General features: G+C 40.5%; 2 protein-coding genes. Both read left to right on the forward strand.

What is annotated here, in order from left to right:
• Nucleotides 1–686: 686 nt before the first annotated feature.
• On the forward strand, nucleotides 687–1,634 hold the full coding sequence (locus tag MM239_RS08700; RefSeq protein WP_241347816.1) for a PorP/SprF family type IX secretion system membrane protein: 948 nt from the start codon (nucleotides 687–689) through the stop codon (nucleotides 1,632–1,634).
• A 200-nt stretch (nucleotides 1,635–1,834) separates the two neighbouring features.
• Nucleotides 1,835–15,743: PKD-like domain-containing protein (locus MM239_RS08705; RefSeq protein WP_241347817.1), on the forward strand; the 13,909-nt coding region annotated here is incomplete at its 3' end.

Below are 15,743 nucleotides of genomic sequence, written 5' to 3' on the forward strand. Positions count from 1 at the left end.
AACTTTTTTTATTACCTCAAATTATACCTCATATTTTGAATTTACTGGATTTCTAACCTCTACCTCTATTTGGTACAGACTAAAATCATATAACCTTCTAAAGATCAATTAGACCAAACCTATCATTTTGTTTGAATAAGAAAGAGATTGAACTTAGCGTGTGATGAAGGTTTTTACCTGAAAATTAGGTGTTATTTTTTAGAGATTGGTAATTCAATGTTGTTAAGTTTAGACCCATTAAGTGTTCTATTAAACAGAACATATCTATAATCATTGCCTGTGATTAATACGCTGTACAAATCTGGTAAGTCTTCTTATCATAACTAAACGTATTTATAGGAAAGTCAAATATCTTGATTTGTTTATTATTATTATTATTTCCCTAACTAATTCTTACACTTTACAGGATGTTTTGATAAGATTTTTATATAGAATAATTGGTCTTCTGACATTTTGATTTGAAATCAAATTTAGCCTTTGAAGTATTATCAAGTGAAAAGTGCAAGGTTTTGCATGATTTTGAACATAAAAAAGGATTAAATAAAAATGTATTTTGAATATAGAATTAGTTTTTTGATGCAGCAATGTGTCTGATATACCGATTTTGAAACGTCTACTTTTTGAAAAAAATACACTTTAAATGGACATTAGCAGCTGATTGATCCACATAACTAAATGTATTTTCAATGATGAAAAAGAAGTTTCTGATTAGTGTGTTCATAGTGCTTTTGACTATGCAATCTGGATTGTTTGCACAGTCCAGAAAGTACTTTAGTCAGTTTAGCCATTTGCAAGGTTATTACAATCCTTCACTGATAGGATATGAAGGTTCTATGCTTCGAGGTTTTGTAAGAAACCAATGGGCAGGTTGGGAAGGTGCACCAAAGACATTTTTTATATCAGCTGAATTAGACTTTTCTCAATTTGGATCACAAGCTACCACCTCGGAACTGGGGAAAAATGCAACAGGCATCAATGTCTTATATGATCAGTATGGAGCTTTTATAGAAACAGAGGTGATAACATCCTATGCAGCTAGAATCCAACTCAATGATAACATCAACTTAAGGCTTGGTGCAGGATTCAATTTCAACAATGTGAGATTGGATGGCAATAGCCTTACCGCAGAGCAAGCTAATGATCCGATCCTTAGTCAGTATCTCAATGGGTTTGCAGATATGCAAGTTCTTGATTTCAATCTTGGAATGGCTATCACTCATGCAAAGTATTATTTATCCTATGCAGTAAGCAATGTCAATCAAGGTGCATTCAGTAGAGGAGATATTTTCATGGAAAGAAAACCTAGAGTGGGAGTAGCCATGGCGGGGTTCAGGTCTCCAGTTGGAAACAGCCTCAACCTTGCGACCAATGCGCTATATAGGCATCAGAATGATCTTCCAGATAATATTGAACTCAATTTTAAGGTGCTTATCAAGGAAAAGTTATGGCTTGGTGGAGGACATAGGATCAATTATTCCAACTCTTATCAATTTGGCTTATTGTTCGACTCATTCCGGGTCGGATATATTTATGAAATGCCAATGCTAAAAAGCTACTTACTTCCCAATGTTACCCATGAGTTTATGCTGACTTATGCGCTTTCTAGGAGAAATGCTAACAATTTGATTTGGTAAGTCAGTCAAAAAAATAGAATTATCATTTACCGAATAAAGTATTATCACCCAAGTATTTTATAATAAAATCTTCAGCTAAAACTCAATAATCAATAACCTGATCATCTAATACAAAAGATGTCAGGTTAACTGACTTTAAGTCATAAGCTGGGGGTTTGAAGATGTAAAAGGCAAAGCCTATCACCCTTAATAGTATCACTATGAGTAGAATTTTACAACTTAACCTATTGTTAATTATTGGATTGGCTTTGGGAGCCGTCGTTCCTGTATGTGCAGGAGATGTGATGAAATCGAGCCACGGATCCAATCTTCTGGTGCCCGAATCATCAACTCAACTTTTAATTGATGAGGTTTTCAATTTTGATGATTATGATGCTCCAGTAGTCGAGCCTCTAGATGGTAATCAAGCGATTTGTATGGGTGGGACGACCACTTTTACGAGTAATACACCAGGTGGTGTATTTTCATCTAGTGATGAGTCTATAGCTACTGTAAATGCATCAGGTTTGGTGACAGGTATTAGTGCAGGGACAGCTACCATAAGCTACACTGTAACTGATGAAGATGGCTCTACTACAGTCACCAGAGATGTGGTGGTATCTCAGGCGGCTGTGGGAGTGATTACAAGCGAGAGTCAAACGGTATGCGCGGGATCTACTCCGAACCCATTATCTATCCCATCAGATACTGGCGCTTTGATTCAATGGCAGATATCTTCAAATAATGTCAACTTTGTAAATGTAACTGGAGAAACTTCTCCTACGCTAAACTTAGGTCCAGCATCTGCGACACGCTACTATCGAGCAAGGTTGACGATTGGAACTTGTGTTACTTTTAGTACTACTGCCACCATATCCGTTACCGCTGCACCTGTAGAGTCTTCGATAATGGGTAATCAAGAAATTTGTGCTGGAAATATTCCTTCTCCTCTTTCTCTTTCAGGTGCTACATCAGGGATACAATGGCAATCTTCTACAAACAATGTTGATTTTACAGATATAATAGGCGCAACTTCTGCAACGTTGAATTTTTCAAACCCCTTGAGCACCACAACATATTTCAGAGCAGTGGTTAGTTCAGGAGCATGTTTGCCATTTGTGACCAATGTAGTATTGATTGAAGTTGATCCATTGACGAGCGCAGGAGTTATTACTCCAAATGATCAGGTAGTTTGTCCTGGAGGACAGGCATCCCCACTGACAGTTTCTGGTGCAGTTGGAAATTTGCAATGGCAAGTTTCTACTACTGGGACAGGTGGTTGGATAAATATTGATGGGGCTACAGCGACTACTTTGACAAGTACGCAAATAGGTACACTTACAGGCACTAGATATTATAGAGTTGAAGCGATTAGTGGGCAGTGTGGAACCACTTATAGCAATGCTGTGGCTATAGAAGTAGATTTTTCTTCTGCTGGAAACATATCTCCAGATCAAGTGATATGTGCAAATGGTACACCTGCTGATATTATCTTGTCAGACTATTCTGGAACCATTCAATGGCAAAGAAGTACAGACAATGTAAACTTTACTAATATTTCTGGTGAAACAGGAGCAACGCTATCAGGCAGTTCTTTAGGGACTATCTCTCAGACAACCTACATCAGGGCTATCGTCAATGGAATATGTAACAATGTTGCTTCTCCAGTTCACTCGATTACTGTTAACCCTATTCCTCCAGCTCCTATAGCACCTGCAACTCAGGAGATTTGTGATGAAAGTGGTGCTACTTTACAGGATCTAGAGATTACAGGGAGCAACATCAGGTGGTACAATGCTGCTGTAGGTGGTGATGAGTTACCTTCAAATACTGTCCTCCAAGATGGAGTAACATATTATGCTACTCAAACTTTGCTTGGTTGTCAGAGTGCAGTTAGAGCAGCAATCACAGTGGATTTGGTAAGTGTAAACCTTATAGCACCGAATGCTCCCCCAATTCAATATTTTTCTCCAAGTATTACTCCAAGAGTGAGCAATTTGGTCGCTTCTGGGTCGAATGTACAGTGGTTCACAGCAGCATCAGGAGGGACTCCTTTGAGCAGCAATACCCAACTAAATGATGGTGTTACTTACTATGCACAGTCTTCACAGTTTGGATGTGCTAGCGCTCGTGTGCCAGTTTTAGTTGAAATCAGTTCATTCTCGTCTGAAGGATGTGGTTTTGAGTTAGTTGGTAATGCAGTGTATTGTGCCAATGATGAGATTGTATTGAGAGCTCGAAATATCAGCCCAGAAATATCAGGAAACATCAGACAGTGGTCTCAGTTGTCAGGTCCTTCTGTTCTGTTTCAAACAAACTCAGATACGACACAAGCCACGATTTCAGGAGTGATTCCAGGTGCATATTATGTTTTCCAGTTTCAGACTCGTTGTGAAACTGGGCTTTTGATGGTGGAACAAATTGGATTTACAATTGCCAATACCCCCACAGCTGATGCAGGAGAATCTATCCAAGGGTGTCCTGGGGATTACCAGCTTAACGCTGCTGCATTAGCTACAGGTGAATCTGGAGTTTGGGAAATAGTTCAGGTAGAAAATGCCCTTGGACAGTTAGTTACACCGGGTTCAGTTCAATTGATTAACCCTACCTCACCAACTGCTACAGTAAGATTTTTGCAAGGAGTAGGAGGTAACGTTGGGCTTAGATGGACTGTGACTAACACGATCACTGGTTGTGTTGATTCTGATGAAATAGAAGTCCTCAATTGTGGTGGTGAACCAGTAGATGCAAATAGAGATGGAAGTAATATAATCAATTTGGGGTCCTGTTATAGCCTTACGACTACTAGACGGATTACGCCAAGTTATGCTGGACAGGAATTTTGTGGAGTTCAGTCTGGGTACGATTTTGTGTCTGGACCTTCTCGACCTTCGATCAATAGGTTTGTAAATAATACAGGACAATACACCTATGATTTTGGAAATCTTAAAGAAGGAACATACGTTTTCCGCTATTGGGTAGAAAATGGATGTTTCAATGGTGAGGACAACCTTACCCTCATCGTACCTGCTGCCGAAGGTGGAGCCACAAGTGCAGACGTAAGCTATCCAAGCCACTTTCAATCTACCATTACAGTACCGATGGAGTTACTTCCAGGTACTAGAAATTTTGATGTAGCATTCATTTGTAAAGATGAAGCACCTGATAATGCATTTGTATTCAATGGTTCTATTCCAGAGAATGCTGGAGAAACAGTAAGCTGGAACATCAGAACAGTGACAGGCTTCAACGCGTTTGACGGTCAATACTTGACGGCCAATTACACAGGTCCGATGAGTCTTACACCAAATGCTCCATTTGGACAAAATGTAAGTTTGAATAATTTGACTGCGGGTCTATATGAATTGCAGTACAGAATCGAGACACGTACAGATCCTGCAGATCCTAATTCAGCGATACGTTGTAGTTCTTCAAGGTTTATCCTGGTTCAGATAGTAGACTCAGATGTAGATATCCAAGTAAATGGTGATGAAGAGACATTCCTGATGGATTGTGGAAGTTCATCTTTCTCGATACCTATTGTAGAGAGTAATGGTGATCTTACAGAGTTCAGAGTAGTCAGTGGTCCAGCACCTGTGAATGGCTATTTATCTAATACTACATCATGGATGCCACTGGAGAATGATTCCACAGCTGGTATTTTTAATATATATGATGTTAATGTAGCTGGAGAATATACTTTTGAATTTAGAAGAAAATACCAATTTGCACCGACAGGTCAGTGTGGAATTTCTTATACAAATCTAAAGGTGGTCAAGTCTAACCCACCTAGTGTTGCACTTGCAGGTGCAGACCAACAAGTGTGTAACGTTTCGTCTACAAATTTGACAGCGGCTGCGCCAACTGGAACTTCGGTAGGAAGATGGACTCAGGTAAGTGGTCCAAATCAAGCAAATATAATATCACCTAGTCAAAGAGAAACTGCTGTTTCGGGATTGATCCGAGGTACTTATATTTTTAGATGGACGGTTTCAAACGGTCCAGCTTGCCCAAGTTCTTCAGATGATGTTGTGGTGAAAGTCTCTCCAAATCTTCCTATTGTTTCTCCAGCGCCTGCACCAGTCGAAGTATGTTTTGGTCAGCCAGTACAGCTCCAAGGAAAATCAAATATGCTTGGAGATGAAAGTATTTCTTGGACGGTGACTCCTTCAGCAGGGGTTAATTTCTCAAGCACTTCTATTGTAAATCCGATTGTAACTGGTCTTTCAGCAAATACTACTTATACTTTTACCTACAGAATTACAAATGGCTGTGGAACTGCAAATCAAAACATCATCATATCCACGACAAGCTCAGAGGGTGCCGTGGCAGCAAATGCTGGGAATGATTTATGTTTGCCTTCAGATACAGATACATTTGCACTTAATGCCAATCTACCAGCCGACCATACCGGTCTTTGGACAATCGTTTCGCAACCTAGTGGAGCTACTGCAATTTTTGCGGATCAAACAATTCAAAATACAAGTGTAACCATTGATGTACCAGGAGTATATGTTTTTGAATGGACTTTGAGTAGGGATGGTGCTAGCGCTTGTGGGACATCTTCAGATAGGGTTACTGTAAATGTGACTGAAGAACTTGATAATGCTAATGCTGGGCCCGATGTGATTGTGTGTGATGAAGATTTAGTTCAATTGCAGGCGGTATCACCTAATGTAGGAAATGGAAGATGGACTCAAATTGCAGGGCCAGGTGGACTAGTGATCAATGATCCAAATTCACCAACTTCTACTGTTTCTGGTTTCATCAGTGGTCAATATTATGTCCTTCGATGGACGGTGACTTTGGAAGGTTGTGCTACTCAAACAAGTAGTGACGACATGACTTTGATTCCTTCAGTCGGTGCTCCTCAGGCCATTGCTCCTGCAATCCAGAGTGTATGTGATGGAACAGGAGGACAGCTTACTGCTACTGCTGCTGATGGTGGCTATTGGTCTTTCAAATCAGGGCCCACTGTGCCAGCATTTTCTAATGAAAATTTAGCCAATACCAATATTGGAAACGTAGTCCCTGGTACTTATTATTTAGCATGGAATGTACCTGCTGTTGGTCAGTTTTGTTCACCATCTTCTGCACCTGTACAACTGATCGTATCTACTGTAGCAAATGCAGGAGGGGACTTAGAATATTGTGGTTCAGTTTCAAACATACCCCTGAACGGAAATGGAGCAGAAGGAACTTGGTCTTTTGTTTCAGGTCCAAGTACACCAAATATTATCCGAGTATCTGCTACAAGTGCCAATGCCACAGCGCTTTCAACTCCTGGTGAGTATGTGTTCAGGTACACGATAGCTGCTATTGATGGCAATTGTCCAGAAACATCCGATGAGATGGTCGTGACTATCAATGCCAACCCAACTACACTTGCTGATGCAGGTGATTCTCAAGAACTGTGCAACCAAACAGAATTCAATTTAAATGCAAATTCCCCAGCTTCAGGAGAAGTGGGAACATGGTCAATGATCTCGGGTTCAGGAGGGGTATTCACAGATGTGAATGACCCAAGCACTACTTTCACAGGTGCTAGTCCTGGAACATACATTTTTAGGTGGACGATAGCTTCTACTGATGGATGTAGCATCAGTAATTCTTCTAGGGTTTGGATTTACAATTACCCAGAAGTAAGTGATTCCATTAATTCAGCAGATGCTGGAGAGGATCAAACAATATGTAAACCTTTCACAAACTTAAACGCTAACACTCCAATCAATTTCAATACGGGTCAAGCTGGTGCCAGAGGTCAATGGATCATTGTGTCTCAGCCTTCAGGCGCTGCTGCAACTATAGTAAGTCCAAATGCTCCAAATTCTAGAGTAAATGGTCTTACAGAACTTGGCTCTTATACTTTTAGATGGACTATTGAGGTGATTCCTGCTTCTGGTTTCATCTGTGCAGAAACTTCCAATGAAGATGAAGTTACGATTACCGTGACTGGTTTTGAAGTTGAAGCTGATGCGGGTTTGGATCAAGAACTTTGTGAAGGTGTAGCAAGTATTCAATTGGATGCTGATCCTTCACAGACAGGTATTTGGACATTGAGGTCTGGCCCAGGTGGAAGTTTTTCAAATGCTAACTTACCAAATGCAAACTTCATACCTGCGGGTGCAGGTCAATATGTGTTCAGATGGACAATTGGAGAAGGAACTGAATGTGTTGATTTTGATGAGGTGAATGTCAATATTATTCCTGCTGCTTCAATAGCTGAAGTTGTGAATGATGAAATATCTGTTTGTCTTTTCAATCCAGTAACCTTACAAGCCATTGCTCCAACAGTAGGCAATGGAAGATGGAGACAGCTATCTGGCCCGACCAATTCTCAAATTGCTTCACCAAATAGTGCTGTGACCAATGTAGGAATCATTGTGCCAGGTACCTATGTGTTTAGATGGGAAGTAAGTAATGGAACTGTATGTCCTCCAACTTTTGCGGATGTGACTTTGACAGCACTGACCACAGTAACTCAAGCTAAAACAAATTCTCAATATTTAGATATATGTAGATTCCCTGAGTCAACACCTGCTTTTGACGGAAGTATTACATTACAAGCAAATACTCCAGGTCAGGGTGAAGAGGGGTATTGGGAATTTGTTTCAGGACCTAATGTGATCACATTCGACGATCCAAGTAGTCCTTCGGTTGTAGCTTCAGGCTTTACAAATTTTGGAGAGCCTACTATATATAAAATCAAATGGGTTATTTCAGCTGGATCTGGATGCTCTTCTACTGAAGATGAAATTGAAATAAGGCTTTGGGATGAGCCTACCACACCACTTGCAGGTACCTATGGACCATTCTGTAATGAGCCTTCTGTGATATTGAATGGTAACCTCCCAGAAGTCGGAGATGGCGAGTGGGAATTTGTAAGTGGTCCGAGACAAGTTGTTTTTGTAAATCCAGATAATATTAGTTTACTAGATCCGAGCAATCCTAATGCTATCGCTAGAGGGTTTTTGGGTGGTCAAATCACAGATTTGGTACCAGGAACCTATGTGCTTAGCTGGAATATTGCTAATGGACGGGCATGTACACCTAAAAGAAATGAGACTACAATTGTTAATCTCGCACCTTTATCTTCCGCTGCTCCTGGGAATTTCCAGATTTGTGAAGGAGGTGATCAAGTAATGACTTTTACACCTCTTGGTGGTACGGGTTTTTACACCTACCAATGGCAAGTGAGTGATGGTACATGTAATGGCGTTTGGACTGATATTCCTGGCGCTACTTCTACTACTTATACTACGCCGTCTCTTTCTAGTACGACCAGATACAGATATATCATCACAGATGTCGGAGATCCTGCAAATGGTGTAGATCCAATATGTATCACAGCATATACATCTCCTTGTATCAATGTGTTTGTGGTTGAAGACCCAGTGATTACATCGATTTCGATCACACCAGATGAATTCTGTGCTGATGCGGATGCCAAGCCAATCCTTACGGTAAATGCTACTGGTGGAACGCCTTTCTTGACCTATGTATGGGAACAAAGAACAGGCCCAGGGGAAAATGATTGGACTGTGATTCACGTAGGCGAACCAGATGGTGGAAGTTTCAGTGCTCAAGTAAAATCTACCCAAACATTTTGTCCAAGTCCAGCATTTGTTGCTCCATCATGTGACTGTCCTTCAGGTATGGTTGCAGTGGGTTATACTGCAGAAGTAGGGAATATTTTTGGGGAAGATGTAATTTCTTCTTTCACATTACAATGTCGCCAAGTCAATAGTGACGGTACTTGGGGAGCTGGTGCTGATGTGACTTGTAGCAATGGAATTGCAACTGGTGATAGAACAGAGTCAGTGACTGCACCAAATAATACAGCATTGGTTGGTTTTAGTAATAGAATTGGTTGCGGTGTTGACTTACTTCAAGGCAGATCAAAACCTCTTTCTGAGATTTTGGCAGGTAACTCCAACAATTCTAATACCTTGATGACAGGTATTGGAGGGAATGGTGGTATTATCCAAAATACACAAGTGGCACCAGCTGGCTACGCTATAGTTGGTATGACAACTTATTTGGATGGTGATTTTGCTGCAGGCTATGCATGGAGATACATTAGATTGACAGATTTATTTGAAGGTGCTGAGTTTTCTGACTGTGCAGTCAATGGAGGTGAAGGAGAAGTCCGTGTGACGGTAAGTGCAAGTGGTAGAGGTTGCGATACTGTGATTTCCAATTCGGTATTCTTCGGAGTATCTTGTGATGCAATTTTTGATGAACAGCCAGAATCAGCCAATATTTGCGCTGGTGAAACAGTTGAGCTTACTGCTAGTGTCAATGGAGGAGCTGGTCAGACAAGATATTGGGTAGAGTTTTCTAATGAAATAAACGGTGAGTTTACAAGATTAGCATCTTTCCCAGAAGGCGGAACTGTCGTAGAGCCAACTCTAGTAGGTGGTGACGTATATGAACTAGCATACACTACTGAACCAGTATTTGAAAACACATTCTTTAGGTTTGTAGTCGTTCAAGATGGCTTAGGTTGTGACCAAGCGACATCAGAGTTAGCGGGGATTTATGTTCCTTCTATCGTGGAGCAACCTGTTGCAATTCAATCTTCTGCATGTGAATCAAATATTGAGTTCAATGAAAATGAATTTTTTGTAGAAGTAGAAGAAGGTTATTCAGTAAATCAGATCACTTATGCTTATCAATGGCAAGTATTGAATGGTGCTACTTGGGAAGATGTTTCCAATGACAACCCGTTAGGAGCTATATATAGTGGAGCAAATACCGAAAGACTTTCAGTTACAGGTATTACTGATATTGGAGTGTATACTTTCAGAGTACTGATAGTGCCGAGTGTCAATGGATCAGTATGTGCTTCGCTTACATCAGAACCAGTTACATATGAAATTGTGTCAGATCCAGTTGTCACAGTTCAGCCAGAGGATGGGTTGATTTGTACTGGTGATACTCATACCATGAGTGTACAAGCAATGGGTGGTACTCCCGCACCTTCTTACCAATGGCAGAGAGAGAATGGATTTGGTACTGATAATTGGATAGATATTACCAATGCGACTGGTACCAGCTATACAACTCCTACATTATCAAGCAACACAAGATATAGGGTCTATGTATCTGCACCTGGTAATGCCTGTGAAACTGGTTTCTCAAGAATTGTTACAGTTACAGTGAATGGATTGACCCCAGGAGTGATCTCTAGCAATGTACAGGCTGTATGCGAAGATGAAGGGCCTAATGCCCAAACTCAAGTTGAGCTGACAGGAACAGCTGCTGTTTCTCCAAATAGTGGGGCAATCACTTATCAGTGGCAAGCTAGTACTTCTGGTGCCAATAGCGGATTTGCAGATATTGTAGGTGCAACTGGACAGAGTCTGTCTCCAGGAGTTTTAGATCAGACAACCTGGTTTAGAAGAATAGCTTATAGCACATTAACTGTAACTGGTGGAAACCCTAGCCCGCTAGGACCATTGACATGTGAATCGATATCAAATAGCATTCAAGTAATTGTCAATCCTGTACCTCAAATAACCTCTTCCAATGTGAAGACAATAAGAAGTGGGGATAATGTAGCTTATACTATTACATCGGACGTAATTGGTACCTCTTTCCAATGGACTTCTTCTACTGTAGTGGGTATTTCTGGTAATGCTGATGGAAGTGGTTCTAATATCAATCAAATCTTAATTAACTCAAGTAATGTACCTTTAGATGTTACTTATGTAATTATACCAAATGGTCCTGGTGCCACAAGTTGTGAAGGTGATGAGTTTGTGTTTACTGTCACAGTCAATCCAACTCCAGATGTGAATCCAATTGAAGATCAAGTTCTTTGTGCTGGGGAAAGTACTATAGCTGTGGAATTCCAAGGGGATGTAAATGGAACGGTTTACAGATGGACCAATTCCACCCCTTCTATCGGCTTGGCTGCATCTGGTACTGGTACGATATCCTCATTTACAGCAATAAACAATTCATCTACTCCAATCACAGCTACAATTACAGTAACTCCAGAGTATACAAACAATGGAGTGACAGGTAGCGGGGCTTCAGAATCTTTTACTATTACAGTAAACCCTGTGCCTGTTGTTACATCAGCTTTAACTAGAACAATTTGTGATGAAGCATTTGTGAATTATACAATTACTTCAAATGTTTCAGGAACAACTTTCGAGTGGGTTGGTGAATTGATTTCAGGTACTGCCACAGGTATTACTACAACTTCTCAGTCTGGTAATTTAATTAATGACCAAATAGACAATACAGGACTTACACCTGCTGTCGTGAGATATACCATTATACCAACTGGGCCTAATCCTACAGATTGTGAAGGAGCTCCTTTTGAGTTTACGGTGACAGTCCAGCCTACACCAAATGTGTCAATCACAAACAATGCAGGAACTATATGTTCTGGCTCTTCTACAAACTTTAGCCTTTCCAGCACAAATAGTGGTACAACTCCTGGAGTTACTTATTCCTGGACAGCATCTCTAGTATCTGGTACTGCAACTTTTGTGGCTAGTGGAACTGGTTCACCTAGTGGCAGACAAATTACGAATACTTCAAATGCACCTGCGGTAGTGAGATATACTATAACTCCTGCGATAGGTTCTTGTACTGGTCCAGCTGAAACAGTTGATGTACAAGTTTTACCAAATGGTATTGCAAACCAACCTGCCAATCAAGTTCATTGCGTAGATTCTGTCGTTCCAGAGACTGTATTCACCACTAACATGACAGGTTTTGATGAGGTTTCGTATAGTTGGTCTGTTACAAATGGTACTTCTATAGGCCTACCTTCCAATTCAGGAACTGGAAATCTTCCTTCATTTACAGCTGTCAATTCAGGAACATCTCCGATTTCTAGGACAGTTTCAGTTACCATGACTTATACCAAAGACGGTGTGAGTTGTACAGGAGCTGCAAGGAATTTCACTATTGTAGTGAATCCTCTAGGTCAAGTCAATGATGTCGTTGACCGAATAGTATGTCACAATAATGTTACTAACATTAATTTCTCTACAGCCAATACAGGTGGCACAACCACTTACTCTTGGACTTATTCTGGCGATGCGATTGGTTTGGCAGCTAGTGGTACTGGAAATATTTCTTTTACTGCTCAAAACACATCCAATACTCAGCTTTCAGGTACTGTAGAAGTGACACCAACATTTACAAATGGATCAGTTGCTTGTCCCGGACCAAGTAAAACTTTTGTAATTACAGTTAATCCAAGAGGACAAGTTTCTTTCGAGGATGAATCAGGTTCAGCATTTACTTCTCAAGAATTATGTGCAGGACAAAATACAGAATCAATCACATTCGTGACATCCAATACTGATGGAAATACGACTTACACTTGGACAAACAACAATACGAACATTGGACTTGCCGCAAATAGTGGAGGAAATGTTACAGGAATTCCAAGTTTTGTTGCAATTAACAATACGAATTTACCAATAGTAGCAACTATCACGGTGACTCCTACTTATACTAATGGAGGAGTAAGCTGTCAAGGTACACCAGCACAGTTTGTGATCACTGTAAATCCAACACCTCAAATCAACAATAAGGTTGCGGAAATTTGTGATAATGGAACATTTACCATTACTCCTTCTAATGGACAAAATGGAGATATTGTTCCTGCAAATACTACTTATAGTTGGGTAGCTTCTCTAAATGCGAATCTAAGTGGGTTGGTAGATGGAAGTGGCTCAAGTATTTCTGGTGAATTAGAAAATCTTACCGATGAAGTACAAACAGCCATTTATATTGTCACTCCAACTTCAGGAGCTGCTGGTAATTGTGTTGGAGCTTCTTTTACAGTAACTGTTACCGTTAATCCAACGGCAAAAGTAGAAGCCAATCCAGCATCGGAAACAATTTGTAATGGAGATCAAACTAATATTGAACTTAGTTCTGTTTCAACAGGTACGTCACCTGTATATTACAGATGGACTGCAAGTGTCCTTACTTCACCGTCAAATGGAACTTTGAGTGGGTTTAGTGGACATGCAGCAGGAACTTTAAATCAAATCAATCAGACTTTAGCTAATTCAGGGACTTCTCCTGGCGTGGTAAGGTATGTAGTTACTCCATTTATTGGGGATTGTGCTGGAGAGTCTATTAATGTTGACATTACTGTGAATCCAGATGCAGTTGTAACAGTTCCAGATGATGTAATTGTGTGTAATGCAGATGAGGATGTTACGATTCCAGTATTTACTAGCGCTAATACAAACGGTACGGTAACCTATGAATGGACTAATGATACACCAAGTATAGGTCTAGCAGCTTCAGGTAGTGGAAATATTCCATTATTCACGGCAGTCAATACAGGTACTTCAGCAGTAGTGGCTACCATTACCGTGACGCCAACATTCACCAATAATGGTGTCAGCTGTCAAGGCGATGCAGAAACATTTACGATTACAGTAAATCCATGGGGCCAGGTTAATGAACCAGCTGACCAAACAGTTTGTGGTGATGTTGAAACTACTATAGCATTTACTACAAATAATACTGGAGGTACTACTACCTACAATTGGACTAATGACAATATTGCAATAGGACTTGCAGCATCTGGAAGTATATCAGATAATGGTGTCAATGGTAGCGCGTCTTTTACTTTTAACTCTACCAACATTGGCTCAGAACCTATTTCAGCTACCATCACGGTTACACCTGTTTTTGAAAATGAAGGGGTTTCTTGTACTGATAATAGCAGGTCAGAGACATTTACAATTACAGTAAATCCTTCAGGTCAAGTAAATCCAGTGAATGATGTGGAGGTTTGTGGAAATGAACTTACTCAAGTGTTCTTTACTTCAGACAGGACAGGTGGTGTAATGTCCTATGCTTGGGAAAACTCTAATCCTGCAATTGGCTTAGCAGCTTCAGGTTCGGGTGACATTTCATTTAATTCTGTGAATTTTGGGAATACACCTATTGTGGCTGAAATCACAGTTACACCAACCTTCGAAGGTGGGTGTGAAGGTCCTGCTGAATCTTTCTTTATTACTGTCAACCCAACTCCGATTGTAACTTCACCATCAAGTAAAACTATCATCAGTGGGGAGTCTGTAGCTTATACTATTACTTCTAATGTACCAGGTACAACATATACATGGACTGCAGCAAATACTGTAGGTACTGTGACTGGATTTACAACTTCTGGTTCTGGTGCGCTGATCAATGACCTTTTAGTGAATGTTGGACCTTCCAATGGTGCGATTACTTATACCATTCAACCAGTAGGTCCAACTCCGACAGCATGTCCTTCTCCTCCATTCTATTTAGTAGTTACGGTAGAAAATGGTGAACCAAAAATTGGGGTTGCAAAAGAGCTGATTTCTGTAGTCAGAAATCCTTCTCCAGCAAGCACTTTTAGAGCAACATACAATGTAAGGGTTAGAAACTTTGGTAACACTCCTTTGGAAAAAATCCAAGTGATTTTTGATATGGAGAATGTGTTTGGTGCTGGTAACTTCAGTAACATAAATTTGAGTTCTTCAGATCTTATTTTGAATAGCTCATATAATGGATCTACTGATGTTCGACTTTTAAGTAATCCAGTCAATGAGCTTCAAGTAGGGGAGGAAAAATCGATGACTGTTCAGGTTGATATTGAACCTAGTACTTCTGGTAGATATCAAAGTAATGTACAGGCTTCAGGAGAGTTCAATGAACAAGAGGTTTCAGATATTTCTCAAAATGGTTTTGACCCTGATCCAAATGGAAACGGCCCTCAGTCCAATACTGATCCAACACCAGTTTGTACCACATTCTTGGATGTTGAATCTACAACGACAACGGAGTGTAATGCCAACGTTGGATCAGTAAGCTTGATCTCCAGTGCAGATGGAACAGTAAGCTTGAACGGTGGAGCAGCTATCAATATCCTAGCAGGCACAGCATTAGAAATCACAGGCTTAGGAGCAGGTTACTACACAGCAGTATTCAGCAATGGCACAGGCTGTGAAGCAGTAGCGAACTTCAACATTACCAACAGCAACAGTACCTTGACCGCATCGGTGAGCACGATCAGCATGGTGACAGTAGCAGGAGGAAGTGATGGTTCAGCTACGATCACGGCCACAGGAGGGACAGGATCATATACTTACAGCCTATTAGGTACAA

It is taken from the genome of Belliella filtrata, from assembly GCF_022549775.1.
Lineage (GTDB): Bacteria > Bacteroidota > Bacteroidia > Cytophagales > Cyclobacteriaceae > Belliella > Belliella filtrata.